Raw genomic sequence first — 22069 nt, 5'->3', positions numbered from 1 at the left:
TACACAATGAGTTTTCCTCAAGTCGAATTAAACACCAATAAAGGTCGTATTGTTTTAGAATTGAACGCTGAAAAAGCACCAATTACAGTTGCTAACTTCTTAGAATACGTTCGTGATGGTTTTTATGACGGCGTAATTTTCCACCGTGTTATTGATGGTTTCATGATCCAAGGCGGTGGCATGGATGAAAACTTCAAAGAAAAAGCAACACGTGATGCGATTGAAAACGAAGCTGACAACGGCTTAAGCAACGATGTTGGTACAATTGCAATGGCTCGTACCCAAGCACCTCACTCTGCTTCTGCACAGTTCTTCATTAACGTAAAAAATAACTCTTTCTTAAACCACACAGGCAAAACTGCACAAGGTTGGGGTTATGCCGTGTTTGGTAAAGTTGTTGAAGGTATGGACGTTGTAGATGCTATTAAAGGCGTGCGTACTGGCAACCGTGGTTATCACGCAGATGTTCCACTAGAAAATGTGGTGATTGAATCTGCAAAAATCATTGCTGAATAAGAATCTTACCCGACCTCGCTTACGCACATCATTTTAAAGTACTGCTTTAAAATTCGTTTAGGGAGGAGAAATCCCTCTTTTAAAAGAGGGATTTCGTGAGATTCCAAGGAATAATTCGTGACCTATCTGTTTATCGCAGATTTACACTTGTCACCAAATCACCCTCGACTTGTTCGGGGGTTTTTAGATTTGCTAGACGCTTATCAAAATAAAAACACCCAACTGTATATTTTAGGCGACTGGTTTAATGCATGGATTGGCGATGATTACACAGCGCCATGGCTCGATGAAGTTGTTGCACATTTAAAGCAGTTTAGCCAAGCTGCTGGTAATCATATTTACTTTATTGTCGGCAATCGAGATTTTGCTTTAGGTCAGAAATTTCTAGATCAGTTTTCAGGGCAACTCCTACCCGATGTGTACACCCTGCAAATTGGCTCGCAACGAGTACGTTTAGAACATGGCGATGCCCTGTGCACCGATGATGTATCTTATCAGAAATTCCGTAAAATCATTCGAAACCCCATCATTTTAGCCATCTTAAAGAAAACACCATTGGCTTTCCGACAAAAACTTGCACAAGGTTTCCGAAAAAAAAGCCAACAAGCCAATCAAGTTAAAAGTTATGACGTCATGGACGTGAATGCAAATGCAGTTGCACAAGCCTTGCAAGGCGCCGATGTGTTAATTCATGGGCATACGCATCGTCCAAATATTCACAATGAACACGGTAAGCCAAGAATTGTATTAGGCGATTGGCGCACAGATGCTGCGCAAATTTTAGAAATTAATCCACAACAAAACAATATGGAATTAAAATTAAAGATATGGAGTTACTAGGATAAAAGTTGACAACATTAACTTCTAAGACTTGCCAAATTCGTTTTTAATATATTAATATTTCAATAACTTAGTTTTAAAAATTTATAATATGAAATTCAACGTTCAAAAAATAAATGCTGTATTTTCCATTTTTATGCTTTTAATATTTTTTGTAGCTGCTATTAATTTAGATGAACACTTATCGTCTTTTGTTCAAAAAAATTTCACTTTTCTATTGATCATTTTCTTATTTAGTATCTCACTCATGCTATATGATTTATTATCAATGATCAAAGCTAAGAAGGATCAGGAGTTTTCTTTTTCAAATAAAAATAAAGAACTAATCAATAAAATTTCAAAGCTTTCTTATGAAGAGAAAAACATCTTATCTTTATTTATGAATGACAAAGTTCAAGAAAAAGCATTAAATCCTAATGATCAAGCAGTAGTTTGGCTAGAAACAATTAAATTTATTTTTAATACAGGTAAAACAGAAGGAAATAAAAAAATTTTTAGAATAGAACCCACTCTATCAAAACATCTTCTACAAAATCCAAATAGCTTATATTGAAGAAATGCCCAATAAATATTGGACTTTTATATTTTAGTACCCGCCTTCAAACTGAATGACTTCGGCATCTGCTTTATATTTGGTCAAAAACTCGCGTAACAAAGTCATCAACATACTGGTATTTACCCAACTGCGACAAATACTGTGCCTAAATCCAAATACTTTTGCATCACTTCGTGCTGGGGCGATAAAATTTCCGCTGCTTTGCCTGGCGGGCATCTCGTCTTAACCGCGTAAATAGCACATGGGTTCATTTCGCTAGCATAGCAAGGCATGTTAAGCTTTTAGCGCACACCTGCCCCAAATATAGCCTTTAAATGGAGATGATTTATGGATTTGCTTAACGTTGCACAAACTCGTTATACGACCAAAGCCTATGATGCGAGTCGCACTATTCCTACCGCACAATTTGAGCGTTTACTAGAAATTCTGCGTTTAGCACCATCTTCCATAAATATTCAACCGTGGCATTTTTTTATTGCAGATCACCCTGAAGCCAAACAACGTATTGCTAAAGCTTTAGTAGGAAAGTACGCCTATAACGCACCTAAAGTTTTAGATGCTTCGCATACCATTTTATTTTGCACCAAAACTGACATCAGCGAATTACATTTAGAAAACCTACTTAATCATGACGCTGCGAGTGGACGCTTTAAAGATGAAGCCGCCAAGCAAGGTCAAAAAGACAGTCGCACAGGTTATGTCGATTACTACCGCAATGAAAAAGGCGATATTCAGCGCTGGGCTGAAAATCAAACTTTTATTGCGCTTGGGCAAATGCTGTTGGCTGCAGGCATTGAAGGAATTGATGCAACGCCAATGGGCGGTTTTGATGAAGCAATTTTAACCCAAGAACTGCAACTCACTGAGCAAGGACTAATTCCTTCGGTTTTATTGTGTTTAGGCTATCGTAGCGAACAAGATTTTAATGCCAAACTGCCTAAATCACGCCTAGATAAACGCGAGATTTTCACGCAACTGTAAAACAAACATGCGATAACACTAGGGACAAAATTTGTCCCTTTTTTTTGGTCTAAATTTTGCTTTATCTATTTTTACAATCTTTACTCAATCTCTAGCAAAAATAAAAATGAGGTGTGTGATGCTCAATTTACTTACTATGCCGCTCAAACTAGAATGCCGACGTTGTAAAAAGCTGTATTTATATCAAGCTAAACCAACTTATCCGAACGTGCGCTGCCCGATTTGCGATAGAACCACAATGCTGCATGGTCTTGCAGAAACTGCAGATGTATTACGACATCCTTTGCGCTTTTTATTGAGTTTTCTTAAACCGTCATGGCATAAGCGAGGCAAAGCACACTAAGCAATGCCAAGCCAAGCCCAATTATGGTCGTGCTTTTCAGTTTTTCTTTAAAGAACAATACACCGCTGATCACACCAAATAGCACTACTAAAATATTCATCCCTGCAAATACCACTGCAGGACTGTCTTTAAGCAGCATGTGAGCTTTAACATACAAGGCAATATTTGCAAAATTCAGTGCACCCAAAATTAAACCTGCACTGATATTTTGCATACTGCCCTTGCTTTTATCGCGGATTAAGATATAAACCATCGCTAAAACAAAAGCACATACAAACATCAAATTCAGCGCAACCGCAAATTGCAGTCCTAAACCTGTGGTGTATTTAAGTAAAACATCTATCAGTGCATAACCTAGCCAAACACAGCTCAAATATAGGATGCCTTGTTGCACTTTAGCAGACTGCCCTGCAGCACGATGCGAATACAAAATAAATAAGACCGCCACAATGCCAAGTGAGATTCCCACAATTTTGAGTTGGCTAAAATTTTCCTGAAAAATAAAATAAGCAGCAGCCAAAGACAAAACCACTGACAAACGCTGTGCAATTTCAGTTTTTAAAATACCTGCGCTGTCTAACGATTTTGCTAACGCTAAAAAAACACTGGGCAACAACACACCTAAACTAAGAATAAGCCACCACGGCGTGTGTTGCAGTGAGATCGTGCTCAAGTTGGGTTTAAACCAATAAAAACACAATACACTGGCACTGACATAGTTCCAGGTGATCATCTGCATAGGGTTAAAACCCTGCATCTTGCAGACTTTTAATAAAATAGAGACCAGTACACTACAAAAGGCTGCGGCTACAATCAGTTCCATGACACGCTCGAAGATTGCTGTTCAATCATTATTTTTGTTCTTGATTGGGAGTTGTGGATTCATCAGTAAAAAGCCCACAAGGACTGTGGGCTTTCTAGTTCTTAATTAAATTAAGAATTACTTATAGCGTTCAACCATTTTCTCTAAAGAAATTGGGCGAATTTTGTCTGCATTACCCGCAGTACCAAATGCTTCATAACGGTCGATACAAATTTGTTTCATTGCATCTACAGTTTTTGCGAAGAATTTACGTGGGTCAAATTCGCTTGGCTGTTCTGCCATCATACGGCGCATTGCTCCAGTAGAAGCTAAACGTAAATCTGTGTCGATGTTGATTTTACGCACACCATGCTTGATTGCTTCAATCAATTGCTCAACAGGTACACCATAAGTTTCTTTGATGTCACCGCCGTATTGGTTAATCACTGCCAACCATTCTTGTGGTACAGAGCTAGAACCGTGCATTACAAGGTGTGTATTTGGCAATACAGCATGAATTTCTTTAATGCGGTCAATTGCCAGAATATCGCCTGTAGGTGGACGAGTAAACTTGTATGCACCGTGCGAAGTACCCACAGCAATCGCCAAAGCATCAACATTAGTATCTGCTACGAAACTGCGTGCTTCTTCGACTGAAGTTAACAGTTGAGAGTGGTCAAGTACGCCTTCTGCGCCCACACCATCCTCTTCACCCGCCATACCTGTTTCAAGACTACCTAAACAGCCAATCTCACCTTCAACCGATACACCGCACGCATGCGCCATTTGCACAGTACGACGAGTGACTTCGACGTTGTATTCATACGAAGTTGGTGTTTTACCATCTTCACCCAAAGAACCATCCATCATTACAGATGAAAAGCCAAGTTGGATAGAACGCTGACATACGTCAGGGCTTGTACCATGATCTTGGTGCATAACCACTGGAATATGTGGCCACTCTTCAATTGCAGCCAAAATCAGGTGGCGCAAGAATGGCGCACCTGCATATTTACGCGCACCTGCCGAAGCTTGAACAATTACAGGTGAATTGGTTGCATCTGCGGCTAACATAATTGCGCGCATTTGTTCTAAGTTGTTGACGTTAAACGCTGGAACGCCGTAAGCATGTTCACCGGCATGATCCAAGAGCTGGCGCAATGAAATAAGAGCCATAATTTCCTCCCAAATAATGTTGCCTATTCTACCCTGTGATTTGTTTCAATTCAGCAACAAATCACCCTTTTAAAAAAAAAGTCCCTGCAAAGGCAGGGACTTTTAAACAAATTACTACAATCTGTCGTTTTTCAGCACTTTTATTGCGCTTCGGAAGCAGCAACTTCTGTGTCTGCAGTTGCAACATCAGCAGGTGCATTTGCAACGTCTTCAGGAATATCGGTATTGCCTTCATCCAAGATTGGTTGGTCAATTGCATCGATTGCAGCTTGTTGTTCTGGTGAAACTTGAGCGTTATCTACAACTGCAGAAGATGCATCAGTTTCAGTCGCAGGTGCGCTTTCTTTTTTGGCACAAGCAGTCAAGGCTAAAGATGCAGCAATTAAAGCAGCAAGTGTTAGTTTTTGAATCATCGTCATTTCCTACAATTAGGTCATTCGTTATGATTTAGTTTATTGCACATTTATGACATTTTTATGACTAGATTGTGACGCAAATGAGAAAAGGCTGACCGAAGCCAACCTTTTGCATATTTTTGAAGTTCTAAAATGAAGAATAGTTTAGCAATTAAGCACGTTCTAATAGCACTGCAACTGCAGGTAAGGTTTTACCTTCGACAAATTCAAGGAATGCACCACCACCTGTAGAGATATAACCGATTTTGTCTGCAACGTCATATTTGTCAATTGCAGCTAAAGTGTCACCACCACCTGCAATAGAGAAACCTGCAGATTCTGCAATTGCCAATGAAAGTGCTTTGGTGCCTTCACCAAATTGATCAACTTCAAATACACCCACTGGGCCATTCCAAAGAATTGTTTTTGAAGTTTTTAAAATTTCTGCAAATGCTTTTGCAGTTTCTGGACCTACATCTAAAATCATGTCGTTGTCTGCAACATCTTCAACTTTTTTTACAGTTGCTTTCGCTGCTGCCAATGAACCCAAGAAATCTTCGAAGTTAATTTCAGCCGCATCTGCAACCACAACATCGGTTGGTAATGGTACAGAAACTTTTGCAGCAATTGCTTTTGCAGTGTCAATCAAATCATTTTCACATAATGATTTGCCTACGTTAAAGCCTGCTGCAGCAAGGAAAGTATTGGCAATACCACCGCCTACAATGAGTTGATCGCAAATATCAGACAATGAAGTCAATACATCTAACTTGGTCGATACTTTAGAACCTGCAACAATTGCTACCATTGGTTTTTCAGGTGTTTTTAAAGCACGGCCCAAGGCATCTAATTCCGCAGCCAATAATGGGCCTGCTGCTGCTACTGGTGCTAAACGCGCAACGCCTTCGGTCGATGCTTCTGCACGGTGCGCGGTGCCAAACGCATCCATCACAAATACATCACACAATGCTGCATATTTAGCGGCAAGTTCTGGGTTGTTTTTCTTTTCGCCATGGTTAAAACGGCAGTTTTCCAATAAAACCACTTGACCAGGAGCAACCTCTACACCATCTAAATAATCAGTGATTAGTTGAACATCTTGACCTAGCGCTTGGGTTAAATATGCAGCTACAGGTGCCAAAGATTGTTCAGCTTTTGGCTCACCTTCAACAGGACGACCTAAGTGAGAATACACCATCACTGCCGCACCTTTGGCAACAGCAGCTTGAATCGTTGGCAATGCCGCACGTAAACGTGCATCGCTGGTGATTACACCATTTTTAACAGGTACGTTTAAATCTTCACGAATAAGAACACGCTTACCTGCTAAATCGAGGTCAGTCATACGCTGAAAGTTCATGTATAGCTCACTTTATTGATATCAAAACGCCACGATTTTAAATGATTATGCAGAAAAAGGTTAGCAACTTTTGTAGAATTGCTGTTTAAAGCAAAAGTTTTGATTATGATAGAGAAAAGTCACCATCTTTCTAGAAACTATGTCTATTCATCCCGATCCAAATATCAATCGTTTAAATGTTTTGGGCGAAGCTCTCGCGAGTTGTTGCTTTGATCCTATTACTGGATATTTTCGTAACGGTTTTTGTCATACCGCCCCAACCGATTTAGGTCAGCATACCGTTTGTGCACAAATGACCTCTGACTTTTTAAATTTTTCGCAAAAAATTGGCAATGATTTAATCACGCCAGTACCTGAAGTTGGATTTAACGGCTTACAACCAGGTGATTTCTGGTGTATTTGCGTCACCCGTTGGGTTGAGGCCTATCAAGCAGGTCATGCGCCACCGATTAAAATTCAAGCCTGTCATCAATCCGTATTGTCTTATGTGCCTTTAGATATATTGATGGATTATGCAGTGTGATGATCTGATGCAACTTCCAGAAATTATTTTAGCGTCAAGCAGCCAAACCCGTCAGCAATTGATGAATCGTCTACATTTGGCGTATAAGTCAATTTCACCTGATATTGATGAGTCTGCAAAGGATGAATTGCATGCAGATGATTTGGCACGACGCTTGGCTTTTGAAAAAGCACGCTGTATCGCGCAGCAATATCCTGATGCGATTGTGATTGGTTCAGATCAAGTGGCATGGCGTGAACAGCAGCCAGATATTTTTATAGGTAAACCGCTCACTTCAGAAAAAGCCATACAACAATTACAAGCCAATTCAGGTCAAACGGTTTATTTCAGTACTGCGCTGAGTGTGCAGCAGCAATCTACAGGCTTTGAACAAACGGTTGTAGAACACTACACAGTTAAATTCCGCAGCTTAACCGACTATGAAATTGCACGCTATGTTGCAAAGGAACAACCGCTAAATTGTGCAGGTAGTTTTATGTGCGAAGGTTTGGGCATTAGTCTGTTTGAAGCAATGCAAGGCAATGACCAAACTACTTTGATGGGACTGCCGATGATTCAGTTATGCCGCATGTTAAGAATGCTAAATATTCAAGTTCCCTAAGTTTTAAGCTGCGTCATTAAACAGTCGTGAATATTTATCTAATGCTCTAAATCACCTTGCCCTTTACAGCGACAAATTGGACAATATTGAGATTATTGATAAAACTTGCTTAGGCTATTTTATGTCGCAACCTTTTGATGTTTTGGGCGGAATTACCGCAGAACAATTCCTAAGTGAATATTGGCAAAAAAAACCACTTTTGGTACGCAATGCACTCCCAGAAATTGTCCACCTACTCGAACCTAGTGATGTGATGGAACTCGCTCTTGAAGAAGATGTGACTGCCCGTTTAATTAAACAAAAAGATCGTGATCCAAATCAATGGACTGTGAAATCATCACCACTGATTAAGGCAGATTTTCAAAAAATGCCAAAGTTATGGACGCTGTTGGTACAAGCCGTGGACCATTACTCTTTTGATCTCGCTGAACTTTGGAAAAAATTTCCTTTTATTCCGCAATGGCGACGTGATGACATTATGGTGTCTTATGCGCCTAAAGGCGGCTCTGTAGGTCAGCATTTTGATTTTTACGATGTTTTTTTAATACAAGGCTATGGACATCGCCGTTGGCAACTTGGACAAATGTGTGATGCCGAAACCGAATTTGTCCCAGGGCAACCTTTAAAATTATTGCCTGAAATGCAGGTCAATTTTGATGAAGTTCTTGCCCCTGGTGATTTACTCTATGTGCCACCGGGATTGGCACATTATGGCGTGGCAGAAGATGACTGTCTGACGTTCTCGTTCGGTTTCCGTATGCCGAATATTAGTGAAATGATGGATCGCGTGAGCGATAAATTCTCTGCCGATGAAATGTTACGAACGCCACTACAAGACATTCTTCGTGAAAAAAGTACGCAAATTGGCGAAATGACTGCGACAGAACTGGATTATCTAAAAGCAGAATTGTGGGCACGTTTGCAAAACTCATCGGTGTTGGATGATGCCATTTTAAGCTTAATGTCTGAACCGAAATATCCTGAAAATATTCCTGAAGTAGATGAAATGGGTGTAGGCGATTTAGAAGATGCGCTAGATCAGGGTTATCAAATCATGTTAGAACCCGCGTCTCGCCTGCTTTATGTAAATCAGCAAGATGCAGTTTTATTTTGGGCGAATGGTGAAGCGATTTGTGTCGCAGAAGAATCTATCGCCGTGCTGCAAAAAATCGCCAATGGTGAACGTGTGCTGCTCGATGAAAACCTTTATGATGCAGATATTCTGGAAAATTTGGTACAACTGCTCAATGAATCCATTTTAATGTTGTTACCTGCTGAAGACGCTTAAAATATTCGTTTGAGCCCCCTCAAGATGATCAATTCAGATTGGGGGAATTTGGATGAGCGGGATCTAAAGTTAAAACTGCCTGAATTAACGTATAGCCAGGTGTCGAATTTAATTTTAATTGCCCGCCAACCCGTTCTAAACGCATTTTCATACTGCGCATCCCAATACTCATACCATGTTCAAGCACACTATTGGCTTCAAAACCTACCCCATCATCCTGCACTTTAAGTACCAATTGCGTCGGTGGTAAAAATTGCATACTGACGGATACATGCTTGGCTTGGCTGTGCTTAATCACATTGGTTAAACTTTCTTCTAATACCCGCATCAAATTTAAGCACTGTAACGAATTCGGCTCAATCATCCATTCATTTGGAAAATCCCACTTGGAATGAATATCCATTTCATCCATCAATTGACTAAAACGATGACGTACTGGCGCGACCCAAATTTTAGGATTTTCAGGTACTTTAGAGCCAATGGAAGAACCACTATCAATAATTTGACGTAAATCATCGCGCAGTAATTTCAGCATAGATAAAAACTGCTGATTGCTCATGTTCTGTTCGCTTTGGTCGACCATAATCATGGAACGTACCAAAGATGCACCCAAACCATCATGCAAATCATGCGAGAGATGAATCCGTTCTTGCAAACGCACATTTTCCAATTCTAAATAATGCTTTTCTGACATACTGCGTTTTAAATCATCACTAACTTCAAAAACTTTTAACTCTAAATCTTGATTAAAGATTTCAATTTTTTGAATATTTCTTTTTAAACGCATGCCTAAAATAATCGCAATAAATAAAGTAATTACTGGCGAGGTATACGGTGATAATGGCTGATATAAACTTGCCGTTGCAGCATTACTTAAACGAAATACATCTACACCCGCAAAAAAGCCAATCAAGGTTAAACAAAATAGCAGCAGATATACTTCTGTTTTAGGAGATTTATACGTTAAATACGCTAAATAAAAATAAACCAGGACCAGTAAACTGGCATAACTTAAAAAGACAATCCCAAATACCAGTTTGACATAATCCAATGGCGTTAAAAACACACAAACGATTACCGCTAAACTCAGAATAAAAATACTTTCTTCCAATATTGGAAAGCGTTGATTGACAAACCTGATTAAATACAGACTAAAAGCTAAAACATAGAGGATAAAAAAGCTTAAATTGGCTTGAGATGCCACCAATACAGTTGGGTATGGAAAGGTTTCTGTGGTTAAAAAATGAGAAATAAATAATAACCACAATACACAACTCAGCGCAAACCAGCCAAAACTCGGTTCACGGCGTAAAAATAGCCAAATAATCAAACACAAAATGCCTAAAGTGGCAGATAAAATCGCATTAATTTCAAATAAAGTACGTTTATTCCATATACTTTGCTGGTGCTGTTCAATATTGTTATGCACATTATTAAAACTTATTTTTCCTATACCCGCATTTTGAAATGCGTATCCATTTATATAGACCAATATTTGATTTTTACCTTGTTTTAAACCAGCAATAGGTAAAATCCAGTAACGTGGCATATTCCAGCTTTTTGATAATGGTTCTTCTAAATGTTGGCTTGCCCAAAGTAAATCTTGATTCAGATAAACTGCCCCTGCACTATTTAGATAATCCAGCGCAAAAACGATGGGTTGATTTAAACGATGTTCACTCTCACAAAACCACTCCCACTCTATTTTGTACCACGCCCCACCATTATAATTTTTCCAGCGATCATCCCAAACGTCAGGCAGTTGTACATTTTCCCAACCCGTTTCAGGTTTTTTATTGTGTGAAGCTGTTTTGGCAGAGCTGATTGAAAGTACGTGCACATTACAGTATTGATTAATTGGATACACCACTTGCTGCGCATAGCTTTGCCATGCATAGAGCAATAACAACACGCCTAAACCACACTGCGAAAGCCTTTGAATCATAAAAGACCTAAAGTTCTAGCTGTACTGACAGCCTTAGTACGTTTAGTGACAGACAACTTCCGATAAATATGTTTGATATGACTTTCAACGGTATAACGCGACACAAATAATTGCTCAGCAATTTCACGGTTACTTAAGCCCTGCGCCACTAGATTTAAAATTTCTAATTCACGATTGGTGAGCTGTTCATAATTTGAGTTGAATACTTGAGCATCCGCTTGACCTATTAAATCTTCGGTCAGCACAGGCACTTTTTGATGCGAAATTTGCGATAAAATTTCACGGGCAATAAATGGGTCTATGGGTGCGCCACCTCTTAAAATGCTGCGAATTGCGATAATAATTTCGTCATCGTCACGTTCTTTAAGCACATAGCCTGTTGCACCTGCTTGAATTGCAGAAAATAAGCTGTCTTGGGTGCTCCATGCAGAGATCACCAAAATTAATGCGCTCGGATCTCTAAAATGTAATTGTTCGATCAGCTCTTTACCATTGCCATCGGGCAAACCTAAATCGACCAAAGCCAAAGCAATTGGATGATCTTCTATACACGTCATTGCGGCTTTAAGATGACTCATGAAAAATAGCATGTCGTCTTGATAGCCAATATCATGCAAAATTTTTCTAATACGTGACTGAATAATAGGCTCATCTTCAACAATTAAAACCGGTACGGGTAATATCGCTTCCATTTCTGCCATCATTCATCCCCTAGATTATGTTTGTAAATATATCAATCGTTTTGATGTAAACACTATCCCTAGAATTAAGGAGTTTTTCAAATTTAGCTTATTTTATAAACTTGAGCATAGCACTGAAACATGAAACTCGAGCATTAAATAAAAAATAAATGAGAAGTGAATTACTATTTTATTTTTAGAAGTTGCTTCGTATTTTAATGAGTAGCGCAGCATAGATATGCTTTGATGCCAAGAACAACCTCAAAGCAAATCTAGAACCGTATTTAAAAGATGGTCGATAAATTAATAATAAATTTTGGAGCTATGTGCATGTAAAAAAGCAGGAATCAACCCCGTTAAAGCCGCACGAATATCCGCACGTTCATTGATTAATTGATGCGAGCCTTCTTCTAACATGAGTAAGGTTTGCAGGCGGAATTTACGCCGAATAAACTCAATGTTATAGCGCCAATCAACGGTTTGATCTTGCGCTCCTTGTGCCAACCAAACAGGTATACGGCAAGCTGGACGCTCTTCCATCTCCAACATCCATTTAGACATGGCTAAAATCCAATCCATGCCCATCATTCTAGGTTGCAGAGGGTCTTTTAAACGCACAAAGCGTAAAAATTCAGGATTATGATTATTACGTCGGAAATGTCGCGGCACTTCACGCTTAATTCGGCGGATAATGCCCAGACCAACGGGGTTATGCCACCATGCCGATTTTGCAGGACGAATCAAAGGTGATAAGAGCAACACACGCTCTACAAATGGATTTTCACGACGCTGTGCAAACTCCAACAAATGATGCATCCAAATTGCACCACCCGTACTTTGTCCAATGCCTAACCATGGCTTTGGCAATTGATGGGCATTTTTTACATATTGATAAACTGCATGTAATACATGTTGATAATGATCAAAATTTTTGATGTTAGCTGGAGAACCATCACTCAAACCATGTCCAGGTAAATCATAAGTCAGAACACTAAAGCCCTGCTCTAATAACTCTTTGACGATAGGTTGATAAATCCCGCTATGTTCCAAATAGCCATGCAGCAAAAATACCGTACCCTGCACCTGATCAAATTTGGTTTTGCTTAAATCGGGTTGAAAAATCTGCACATGCAATTTAAACAACGGCATTTGTACATAGCCTTGCCAATGCGCACAGTCCAACAAATGAAAACCATAAAGCTGTCGATAGGCTTGTAACTCAACACTCGGTTCAAAGGGACGATTCAAATTTAGGGGTTGTAGAATTTGTGGCGTAGTTTCCCGACTCGGCACTGGCAAATCTAATTGCTTCAACACACTTGGGTTTAGAAATGGATTATCTGGCATTATGGCACCTCGCGACATGCGCTAGAACCAATCAAGACATCCCGAATGGTGGCAAGCATTTCATAATTGGCACGGCGGCTGTGATCATAATTTTGTTCACTTGGACGCCATGCAGTCAGTTGAGTCGGCATTGGAGCTTCGACAGGAATCGTTTCAATTCCATTTAAAGCAAATAAACGGCGAGTGCGTGGCATGTGATAACGATCAGTAATCAAAATCACTGTCGGCGCTCCCCCCTTTTTTTGTAATAATAAAGAACTAAAACGTGAATTTTCACAAGTATTCATGCTGCGATCTTCTAATAATTTTGCATCGACATCATATTTTTTTAACCAACGCTGCATATAAGGTGCTTCTACACCACTCAGTACAATCGGTAATTGATATTGTTTTACCACCGCTAAGGTCGTTTCTAAACGCAAACGTGTGTAGTCATTGACCACAATATCTTTGCCATTATCATCTAAAGTTAAGCCACCACCTAAAACCACAATCGCATAAGGTTTAGAACTTGCAGGTATTTTTGGAATATTTTGTTGCTGAATTAAGGCAATATCTTTAAAGATTTCTTCATCTACAAGTTCACTTTCGGTTTCGGCAATTTTATGAGTGCTTAAAAATGCCAAGTATTGTTCCATCAGTGCCTGATTTTCATGACTATCTAAATTGAGTAAAGCTTTTACACTTTCAGATGGGTCTTCCACAATCGCTTCCGAAGCCGCATTCGACACCAACAATGGGACTTGCGGCAACTCTTGTTCAGAGGCTAATTTTTTTTGCGTTTGTTCCTCTAAAATTAGCGCTTGTAAGGCTTTATAACGTGCCTGAATTAAAGTTAAATTTTGCGAGTTTTCAGATTGAATTTCTTGCTCCATGAGCTTCAGATAAGCTTGTCGCGCAATCCATAAATCTGAACCAGGTTCCAAGTCCAAGCTATCTTGATCACTAAACGCCGCCATTTGCTGACTTTTTGCTGCCACTTGATTCACTTCTACAGGCACCAAAGTGTTCAGTGTTTTGACCACCAAAGTAGAATAAAAAGGTGAATAAATAAAAATCATGAACGCTGCAAACAATACAAATAGCAAGGCAGCAATTTGTACCAATCTGAGCATCCAATGATTCTGTTTCATCTTCACTTAACCTACAGGTTGATGCGCACGAATCAAACCTGATTCATCAAATAACACAGGTTCAGGTTCGAGTGAAATACCAAAACGGCTCAAAACATCTTTCTGCACAGCACGATAGGTGTGTTGCACATCTGCCAAAGTGGCATCGGCATAATTGACTAAAACTAATGCTTGTTTATGAAACATACCCACCGCACCCAGTTGTTTTCCCTTCCAGCCAGCTTGATCAATCAACCAGCCTGCTGCAATTTTAACTTGCGCATTTGGCTGTGGGTAATGGGGTATATTTGGAAATTGTGCTGCAATTTGGTCAAATTGCTGAATAGAAATCACAGGATTTTTAAAGAAACTGCCCAGGTTTGGATATTCTGCAGGATTCGGTAGTTTACTTTGGCGAATTTGAATAACTTGTTGCTGCAAGTTTTCAGCAGTTTGCTCATCGCCTACAGCAGCTTTTAAGTCGCCATAATTTAATTTTAAAGCTGCCTGTTTCGACAATTTAAAGGTCACATGGGTAATGATGTAGCGGTTAGGATGTTCTTTAAAAACACTGTGTCGATAGGCAAACTGACAATCTGCTGCGGCAATTGAGCCCAACTGTTGCCGTTCACGATCATAAACCTGCACAGATTCAATAAACTCACCGACTTCAACGCCGTAGGCACCAATATTTTGTACAGGTGAAGCGCCTACCAAACCTGGAATTAAAGCCAGATTTTGCAGACCATAAAATTTTTGCTCCGTGCTCCATAACACAAAATCATGCCAGACTTGTCCTGCACCTACTTTTAGGGTGACACTTGCATCATCTTCAGCACATTTTTCGATGCCTTGAATATCCATGTGCATGACCAAGGCATGAAGATGTTCAGGCAATAACATATTGCTACCACCTGACAATATCAGCACATTTAATTGTTCTGTATTCGCAAATGCTAAAGCATCCTGCACATCTTGAATATTTACAACTTTGACATAATGCGATGCAGTTGCATCTAAATTGAGCGTATTGAAAGGTTTGAGTTGCATATTGTATTGAATGTGCATGACTTAAACCTTCAATTCAAATTGTTGTTGTAAAACTTTCACCCAAGCACGACTACTCGACTCGCATTGATCGAGCACTCTCTCGAAACCATCGGCTTCGCCATAATAAGGATCGGGTAATTCTTGCTGCGTATAATGCGGATCGTGTTCGCTCATTAAGGCAATTTTGGCACGCAAGCTACCAAATTCAGCTTCAGCACGGTGCATTAAGTCTTGAATATTGCTTAAGTTTTCAAAATCCATCGCCAAAATTAAATCAAACTCGACAAAGTCTTGTATATGTAACTGACGCGCACGCAGTCTAGATAAATCATAACCGCGCTTAAGCGCATGTTTTTGACTGCGTAAATCTGGGGCTTTACCCGGGTGATAATTACTGGTTCCAGCAGAATCTACCCACACATTGAGTTGTTGTTCATCACAAAAATGTTGAAGTACAATTTCTGCCGTAGGTGAACGGCAAATATTTCCTAAGCAAACACATAACACCTTGTATGGCGTTTGGGATGACATAAACAACCTCAGAGCTACTTTATTTTTAAGAGTCTTATGTTAAGTTATTTATGATATGAATCCTATATCGTGACTGCACAATAATGTTGAATTAGGTATAAATAATAAGGATAAGCGTATGCAAAATTTTCAATTTCAAACCGTTGGCAACATTATTTCAGGACTTGGCTCAATTTCTGAGCTATACAATATTTTAAAAGCAAAGCCTTACCAACGCCTATTATTGGTTACCGATGCTGGGATTTTACAGCAACAATTGCATCTGCCTATTTTAGAGATTTTGGAACAACTTCAACTGGATTATGCAATTTACGCCAATGTACAAGCAGACCCCGCAGAACAGATTGTTTTAGATGCGGTTGCCTTTGCCAAGCAGCAAAAAATTGACGTGGTTTTAGGGTTTGGCGGTGGCAGCGCTATGGATGTTGCCAAGATCATTGCTGTAGTGAGTCATCCTGAACAACACCAACAACTGTCAGACTTATATGGTGTGGGCAATGCTCAAGCACCACGTTTGCCTTTAATTTTAGTACCTACCACTGCGGGCACAGGTTCTGAAGTGACACCTATTTCGATTGTCACCACAGGTGCGACCAGTAAAACTGGCATTGTCTCGCCTGTTTTATATGCCGATGTTGCTATTTTAGATGCCAATTTTACCCGCAAACTACCTGCACAGATTACTGCAACCACAGGAATTGATGCGATGGTACATGCCATTGAAGCCTATACCTCCAAAATAAAAAAAAATGCTTATTCAGACTTACTGGCAAAACAGGCACTGCGTTTATTGGATCAAAACTTGAAATTGGTGCTTGAAGATGGCAGCAATATGCAAGCACGTCAAAACATGCTATTTGGCTCAATGTTGGCAGGACAAGCCTTTGCCAATGCTCCTGTGGCTGCGGTGCATGCACTTGCCTATCCTTTAGGTGGACATTTCCATATTTCACATGGGCATAGTAATGCATTGGTACTGACCGAAGTTTTAAAATTCAATGCACCTGCTGCCAAACAGTATTATGCAGAATTGATGTGTTGCTTAGACCCACGCAGCAAAGGCTGCACAAATGGATTATGTGATTTGTTTATTGATCATTTACAAAATCATTTAGATCAAAGTGGCTTGGTGTTAAAACTTAATGCACTAGGCATAGCAGAAAATATGCTACCACAACTGGCAGAAGACGCGATGCTACAAAGCCGTTTACTGCAAAATAACTCAAGAGTAATGCAAATGCAGGATGCTTTAAAGATTTACCAAGCCATTTATGCTTAACTTTTTGTACTTAACTTGCTGTATTTAAATTTATAAACCACAGATTCAGCTTGTGCTTAATAGAATAAGACTGGTTTAATTCAACCTAAAAGTTTCGTCAATAAAATCTGAAAACAGACTTATTTCAACTGAATGTTATGTAATTCACCATCAAAATTTTGCAAAATATCTTTCACAATCGGTTCTTGATGCAGCAAATTTTCAGCACATTGGTAAGCTCGTTGTTTGCGCTGTTGCTGCAAAATATATGGCGTTGTCTCATCCACATTTTCATATTGCACTTTAAACAGCGTTTTACTCCACTGTTCTTTTAAAGCACTTTCTAAAGCATGTTGCAGTTGAGTCAATAACTGCTGATATTGCTCAGGAATATGAAAAACTGATTCAGCATTAATCTGCCCCATCATCACACCATGCTGCGCTAATTCTTGCACGGCAGGCGACAACTCGCTTTGTCTAAACCAATATTCCCACTTGTCTAAAGTCCACTCACCTTCTAAAACTTGGGGTTGTAGACGCAGAATATCCTGCGGCATTAATTGATCATCGGCATTGGATGCTGTGGTTTGCTGCTGTTGCGCTGTCACACTAGCAACACTTGGTTCGACTTCAGCTGCTGCTAAATCAAATAAAGCGCTTTCTGCATCATTTGCATTTGGCGTAACTAACGATGAAGCATCATTCAATTGTAGTGTAGATGAAACAGGCAATGTTTCGGCTGATGCAGCAAGATCACCTAACGGTGCAACGGCATCAAAACTTTCTAGCAAAAATTCATCATGACTGTGCACATCAGACGCAGTGCTTGCCAATGCAGTATTATCATCTAAACCAAACAATTGCGCTTCTGCATTTGGATCAAACACGATAGATTCAGATTGTGTATCCTCTGCTTGCATTGCAGTTTCTTCATTCACTGCAGGTTCTGACATAGATTCTGGTGAAAGCGCAGCTGTTGAATGAAGCGCTTCCTGAGTCGTTTGTTGCGCTTGAATCGTCTGTTGGTCTTGATGCGTTAAAGCTTCAGGCTCATCTTCATCTAAAAAATCATCTGAAGAAGGTTCTGTAACATTGGTCTGTGCCGTGGTGTGATCTGAATAATCCTCATCTTCACAGTCAAATCCATCAAGATCAGGCACAACTGCATACTCAGATTGAAAATCGGGTGTTGCAACAGCATCCAATGCAGTCACTTGCTGTTCTGTTTGCATTGTATTTGAAGTTGCCGTAACTTGTTGAGCTTGCTCCATTTGGGCAACTGGCTGGGCAGTCGTTGTTTGCACCGTGTTTTGTGGTGCAGCAACCATCACTTCATTGGCTTGCAAAGGTCGAAATGCAAGTAAACGCAGTACGCACATTTCAAAGCCTTGTTCTTGGGTCACGGCAATTTGTAAATCGGCGCGTCCTTTACAGGAAATTTGATAATAAAGTTGTAAATCTTGTGCAGAGATCAGACCCGCAAGCTGTTGAATTTTTTGATTAATTTCAGCACTGTATTTCAGGTTTAAATCTGGTAGATATTGCATGATTGCCAATTCATGCAGTGTCGAAATTAACTGATCCAACACCAAAGAAACATCTAAAGCTTGTTGTCTAAATTGTAATAAGAGCTGACTTACACGCTGCTGTTGGTTTTGATGAATCGCTAAAATCAAATCATAGATAATGGTGCGGTCAATTAGACCTAGCATGTCTTTCACATCTTGATGATGAATTTCACCCTGACCATAAGCAATAGCTTGGTCTGTCAAAGACATCGCATCACGCAAAGAACCTTGCGCAGATTCAGCAATCTGCCAAATCGCATCTTGCTCTGCAACAATCTGTTCTTTGGCTAAAATATCGGTTAAATGACTGGTAATTTCATCGACCTGCAATGGACGCAAAGTAAATTGCAAACAGCGAGAAATCACAGTAATAGGGAGTTTTTGTGGGTCTGTGGTCGCAAACAGAAACTTCACATGCTCAGGCGGTTCTTCCAAAGTTTTTAGCAAAGCATTGAAGGAATGCGTAGACAGCATGTGCACTTCGTCAATCAGATAGACCTTAAAACGTCCCTGAGTCGGTGCATAAGGTACGTTATCAAGCAACTCACGCGTGTCTTCAACTTTGGTACGTGATGCCGCATCAATTTCGATTAAATCAATAAAACGGCCTTCATTCACCGCGGTACAGGTCGGACACACTTCGCACGGAGTAGATGTCACGCCTGTTTCACAGTTCAGGCATTTGGCTAAAATACGTGCAATGGTGGTTTTACCTACACCACGTGTTCCCGTAAAAAGATAAGCATGGTGTAAACGCCCACGTTCCAAAGCACTGGTCAATGCCCGTGATACATGGTTTTGTCCCACCAATTCATTAAAATTACGAGGACGATATTTACGCGCAAGTACCTGATACATGAATGCTCCTTTTTACAGGTCTAAGCATACTGTTTTTTTGGCAAAGAGTGAACGCACAATCACGCCTAAAACCAGCCTTTACGCCCTTGCAATTGCCGATCTGCACAGCGAATGGCTTCCTGACTCAGTCCCCAAAGTCGATAATCACCAATTAAAGAACCTGCAGCAAAATTATGGGTATAGGCAAAACTGAGTTGTCGGTCAGGGTCACACCACGCGCCTGAACCATTAAAACCCATGTGTCCAAAACCTTGTGAGCGTTTACCCAAACTTAATACGCGGTGATAGCCCAATCGCCAATGCATCGGGATAGGCATGACCCGATCACGCTTCACATATTGCACTTGGCTTAATTGCTGAAAAACTTCAGGCTGAATCAATTGCCGACCTTGCCATGATCCACCCTGCGATAACATGGCATAAATACGTGCCAAACTTTGTGCAGTAAATACACCATTAGCCGCAGGAATTACGGCTTGTAAACCTGTATCGCTAAAAAAACTAAAATTTTTCATACCTTTGGGAATCATGCCATCCTGAAAGTCTTGCGGATTTTGCCCACTCCATGCAATGACTTTATCGAATATTGACACAGGACGTTTGCCCGATTTAGCTTGGTTTTGAAATTTAGCTGGCTGTTTATTTGTGGGTGATGCATCTGTTTGCACTGATGTCACAGCAGTTTTAAATGGTCGTGCGACACGGGAAAGCTCAGATGCAGGCACACCAAAATACGCCCCATCCAAAGCCAAAGGTTCAACCAAGTATTGCTGCATCAATTTAGCCAATGTTTGGCCCGTCGCTTTTTCTAAAATCCCACCGACCAACCAACCAAAGGTTAAAGGTTGATATGCCGCCTCACTCGCCACATCAAAACGAGGCGTGGCTTGAGCCAACACATTCAGCATATGCGACCAATCTGCCATTTCAGTCGCATCGGCTATGATATTACGAATGTCATATAAACCACTTTGATGACTGAGTACATGCCTTAAGGTCATCATTGCTTTGCCATTTTGGGCGAATTCAGGCCAGTATAAATAAATGGGAGTATCGTAATCGACCAGTCTTTGACTGACCAAAATATGCGCCAGTGTCGCTAATACACCTTTGCCTGTGGAATAACATACCGATAACGTATCAGCTTGCCAGTCTTCATCTGTCGACTTTTTACCTGTGTAAATATCGACGACTTTCTGACCTTGAAAGTACACCGCTAAAGCTGCACCGCCCTGTTGGCTATGTGCATTTTGCAAACGGCTAAACTGCATCGCTAAATCACGAAATTCAGGTGCAACCCATCCACGATAATTTTCAGTTTCAGCAAAAATATAATCCTTTAAAAGTCGCATCATCCTGTTTATCTCGTTTTTATTATTAATAAACATCTAGCGCAAATAAAAAGCCTAAATCCAAAGGATTTAGGCTTTCGATCACTGAATTAAAGCGCGGTGACAACACCTGTCACGTGCGGTTTTTGGTTTTTACTGTTTCGTATTAAAAAGTCTGTATTTTTAGCTTCCGTTCCAGTTAAAAACTCAACTTTAGATGGCAAATACATAGGTAACTTAAACCAGACATCGGCTTCATAGGCATCTGGCAAAGTCAAACTCGATAAGGCTTTGGCTTTACTCCACATGCCGTGCGCAATCGCTTGCTTAAAGCCAAATGCTTTTGCAGTAATCGCGTGGATATGGATTAAGTTAAAATCGCCAGACGTTAAGGCATAACGACGACCCGTATTTACAGAAATATCCCATTCAGCTTGAACGGCATAGTTTGGCGCTTTGTTTTCTGCAGATTTTGCAGCTGCTTTAGTGGTGGTTTTTTGACGTGCTAAATACGTGGTTAAACCTTCAATCACCACCTCATTGCCTACTTTCACAGTGGTAATAAAATCAAACTGTACGCCTTTATCATGTGGTTGCAATTCACCAAATTTGCATGACAAGGTCAGTTGTTCATTCAATCCAACTTTACGGCTTTGTTTAACTTGATTACGAATATGCACCAAGCCCAAAATTGCAAATGGAAATGCTTCTTGGGTCATCATGTGCATTTGCAGACTTTGTGACAATACAGCCAAATAAATTGCAGGAATATAGCCGTTATTTTTAAACCCTGTCACTGCGTTATAGGCTTTTAAATGCTTTTGATCGACCTTGAATGAATCCACCACATATTCAACTTGCGGCAGAACTTTTTCACCTTTTGGCTTTTTAAAAATTAAGCCCTGAATCACTTTTGGATAGGCTAAATAGGGTTTTGGAAGTTGACTAAAATGGCGAGTATTCATACTGAACCTTTGAGAAGTTTTTCTAATTTATTGAAGGAGGTTC

General features: G+C 40.1%; 23 protein-coding genes. 9 read left to right on the top strand and 14 right to left on the bottom strand.

Annotated elements, in window-relative coordinates:
- The first annotated feature begins 6 nt into the window (after positions 1 to 6).
- From L6C30_RS06715 to L6C30_RS06705, 3 genes are all read left to right on the top strand, one after another.
- A complete protein-coding gene (locus tag L6C30_RS06715) occupies positions 7 to 516 on the top strand; it encodes a peptidylprolyl isomerase (protein ID WP_004973310.1) in 510 nt (169 codons plus the stop codon).
- Positions 517 to 633: 117 nt separating this feature from the next.
- Positions 634 to 1356 (top strand): UDP-2,3-diacylglucosamine diphosphatase, encoded by a 723-nt coding sequence (locus tag L6C30_RS06710; protein WP_236162709.1) that lies wholly within the window; start codon positions 634 to 636, stop codon positions 1354 to 1356.
- Between the two features lie 91 nt (positions 1357 to 1447).
- Positions 1448 to 1909 carry a super-infection exclusion protein B gene (locus L6C30_RS06705; RefSeq protein ID WP_236162710.1) on the top strand — a complete coding sequence of 154 codons (462 nt, stop codon included), beginning with the start codon at positions 1448 to 1450 and terminating at the stop codon, positions 1907 to 1909.
- Between the two features lie 33 nt (positions 1910 to 1942).
- Here L6C30_RS06705 and L6C30_RS06700 read toward each other — a convergent pair whose 3' ends face one another.
- Complete coding sequence (locus tag L6C30_RS06700) at positions 1943 to 2128, bottom strand: hypothetical protein (RefSeq protein ID WP_236162711.1); 186 nt, start codon at positions 2126 to 2128, stop codon at positions 1943 to 1945.
- Positions 2129 to 2239: 111 nt separating this feature from the next.
- Between L6C30_RS06700 and nfsB the strand changes: the two genes are divergently transcribed.
- Positions 2240 to 2893 (top strand): oxygen-insensitive NAD(P)H nitroreductase, encoded by a 654-nt coding sequence (nfsB, locus tag L6C30_RS06695; protein ID WP_236162712.1) that lies wholly within the window; start codon positions 2240 to 2242, stop codon positions 2891 to 2893.
- A gap of 118 nt (positions 2894 to 3011) precedes the next feature.
- On the top strand, positions 3012 to 3236 hold the full coding sequence (locus L6C30_RS06690; RefSeq protein WP_236162713.1) for a hypothetical protein: 225 nt from the start codon (positions 3012 to 3014) through the stop codon (positions 3234 to 3236).
- Here L6C30_RS06690 and L6C30_RS06685 read toward each other — a convergent pair.
- From L6C30_RS06685 to L6C30_RS06670, 4 genes are all read right to left on the bottom strand, one after another.
- On the bottom strand, positions 3199 to 4059 hold the full coding sequence (locus L6C30_RS06685; RefSeq protein ID WP_236162714.1) for a DMT family transporter: 861 nt from the start codon (positions 4057 to 4059) through the stop codon (positions 3199 to 3201). The genes L6C30_RS06690 and L6C30_RS06685 overlap by 38 nt on opposite strands.
- A gap of 117 nt (positions 4060 to 4176) precedes the next feature.
- Positions 4177 to 5214 carry a class II fructose-bisphosphate aldolase gene (fba, locus tag L6C30_RS06680; protein WP_236162715.1) on the bottom strand — a complete coding sequence of 346 codons (1038 nt, stop codon included), beginning with the start codon at positions 5212 to 5214 and terminating at the stop codon, positions 4177 to 4179.
- A gap of 140 nt (positions 5215 to 5354) precedes the next feature.
- Complete coding sequence (locus tag L6C30_RS06675; protein WP_026438127.1) at positions 5355 to 5627, bottom strand: hypothetical protein; 273 nt, start codon at positions 5625 to 5627, stop codon at positions 5355 to 5357.
- A gap of 154 nt (positions 5628 to 5781) precedes the next feature.
- The gene (locus L6C30_RS06670; RefSeq protein ID WP_236162716.1) at positions 5782 to 6969 is read right to left on the bottom strand and encodes a phosphoglycerate kinase; all 1188 of its coding nucleotides are present in this window, start codon (positions 6967 to 6969) and stop codon (positions 5782 to 5784) included.
- A gap of 139 nt (positions 6970 to 7108) precedes the next feature.
- On the opposite strand from L6C30_RS06670, the gene L6C30_RS06665 reads away from it, so the two are divergent.
- The 3 genes from L6C30_RS06665 to L6C30_RS06655 all read left to right on the top strand — a co-directional run bounded on the left by L6C30_RS06665 (position 7109) and on the right by L6C30_RS06655 (position 9381).
- On the top strand, positions 7109 to 7492 hold the full coding sequence (locus tag L6C30_RS06665) for a DUF2237 family protein (RefSeq protein ID WP_236162717.1): 384 nt from the start codon (positions 7109 to 7111) through the stop codon (positions 7490 to 7492).
- Positions 7493 to 7499: 7 nt separating this feature from the next.
- Positions 7500 to 8093 (top strand): nucleoside triphosphate pyrophosphatase, encoded by a 594-nt coding sequence (locus L6C30_RS06660; RefSeq protein ID WP_236162738.1) that lies wholly within the window; start codon positions 7500 to 7502, stop codon positions 8091 to 8093.
- A gap of 121 nt (positions 8094 to 8214) precedes the next feature.
- A complete protein-coding gene (locus tag L6C30_RS06655; RefSeq protein ID WP_236162718.1) occupies positions 8215 to 9381 on the top strand; it encodes a cupin domain-containing protein in 1167 nt (388 codons plus the stop codon).
- A gap of 28 nt (positions 9382 to 9409) precedes the next feature.
- On the opposite strand, the gene L6C30_RS06650 is transcribed toward L6C30_RS06655, so the two are convergent.
- From L6C30_RS06650 to L6C30_RS06625, 6 genes are all read right to left on the bottom strand, one after another.
- The gene (locus L6C30_RS06650; RefSeq protein WP_236162719.1) at positions 9410 to 11326 is read right to left on the bottom strand and encodes an ATP-binding protein; all 1917 of its coding nucleotides are present in this window, start codon (positions 11324 to 11326) and stop codon (positions 9410 to 9412) included.
- A complete protein-coding gene (locus tag L6C30_RS06645; protein WP_236162739.1) occupies positions 11323 to 12027 on the bottom strand; it encodes a response regulator transcription factor in 705 nt (234 codons plus the stop codon). Before L6C30_RS06645 ends, L6C30_RS06650 begins: the two co-directional genes overlap by 4 nt.
- A gap of 282 nt (positions 12028 to 12309) precedes the next feature.
- The gene (locus L6C30_RS06640) at positions 12310 to 13353 is read right to left on the bottom strand and encodes an alpha/beta hydrolase (RefSeq protein WP_236162720.1); all 1044 of its coding nucleotides are present in this window, start codon (positions 13351 to 13353) and stop codon (positions 12310 to 12312) included.
- Positions 13353 to 14486, bottom strand: coding sequence for a YdcF family protein (locus tag L6C30_RS06635; RefSeq protein WP_236162721.1), 1134 nt, complete (start codon positions 14484 to 14486; stop codon positions 13353 to 13355). Before L6C30_RS06635 ends, L6C30_RS06640 begins: the two co-directional genes overlap by 1 nt.
- 6 nt (positions 14487 to 14492) lie before the next feature.
- Entirely contained in the window at positions 14493 to 15533 is a 1041-nt protein-coding gene (gene murB / locus L6C30_RS06630; protein ID WP_236162722.1) for a UDP-N-acetylmuramate dehydrogenase, read from the bottom strand.
- 3 nt (positions 15534 to 15536) lie between these two features.
- Positions 15537 to 16046 carry a low molecular weight protein-tyrosine-phosphatase gene (locus L6C30_RS06625; RefSeq protein WP_236162723.1) on the bottom strand — a complete coding sequence of 170 codons (510 nt, stop codon included), beginning with the start codon at positions 16044 to 16046 and terminating at the stop codon, positions 15537 to 15539.
- A 118-nt stretch (positions 16047 to 16164) separates the two neighbouring features.
- Here L6C30_RS06625 and L6C30_RS06620 point away from each other — a divergent pair, with 118 nt between their 5' ends.
- Positions 16165 to 17325 carry an iron-containing alcohol dehydrogenase gene (locus L6C30_RS06620; RefSeq protein ID WP_236162724.1) on the top strand — a complete coding sequence of 387 codons (1161 nt, stop codon included), beginning with the start codon at positions 16165 to 16167 and terminating at the stop codon, positions 17323 to 17325.
- A gap of 119 nt (positions 17326 to 17444) precedes the next feature.
- On the opposite strand, the gene dnaX is transcribed toward L6C30_RS06620, so the two are convergent.
- The 3 genes from dnaX to L6C30_RS06605 all read right to left on the bottom strand — a co-directional run bounded on the left by dnaX (position 17445) and on the right by L6C30_RS06605 (position 22026).
- The gene (gene dnaX, locus L6C30_RS06615; protein ID WP_236162725.1) at positions 17445 to 19730 is read right to left on the bottom strand and encodes a DNA polymerase III subunit gamma/tau; all 2286 of its coding nucleotides are present in this window, start codon (positions 19728 to 19730) and stop codon (positions 17445 to 17447) included.
- A 65-nt stretch (positions 19731 to 19795) separates the two neighbouring features.
- Positions 19796 to 21082 carry a serine hydrolase gene (locus L6C30_RS06610; RefSeq protein ID WP_236162740.1) on the bottom strand — a complete coding sequence of 429 codons (1287 nt, stop codon included), beginning with the start codon at positions 21080 to 21082 and terminating at the stop codon, positions 19796 to 19798.
- A gap of 89 nt (positions 21083 to 21171) precedes the next feature.
- Positions 21172 to 22026, bottom strand: coding sequence for a MaoC/PaaZ C-terminal domain-containing protein (locus L6C30_RS06605; RefSeq protein ID WP_236162726.1), 855 nt, complete (start codon positions 22024 to 22026; stop codon positions 21172 to 21174).
- Positions 22027 to 22069 lie beyond the last annotated feature (43 nt).

The sequence above is a fragment of the Acinetobacter sp. KAM396 genome (assembly GCF_021602765.1).
In the GTDB taxonomy this organism is placed as follows: Bacteria; Pseudomonadota; Gammaproteobacteria; order Pseudomonadales; family Moraxellaceae; genus Acinetobacter; species Acinetobacter towneri_A.
This window is presented reverse-complemented; position numbering and strand designations above follow the sequence as displayed.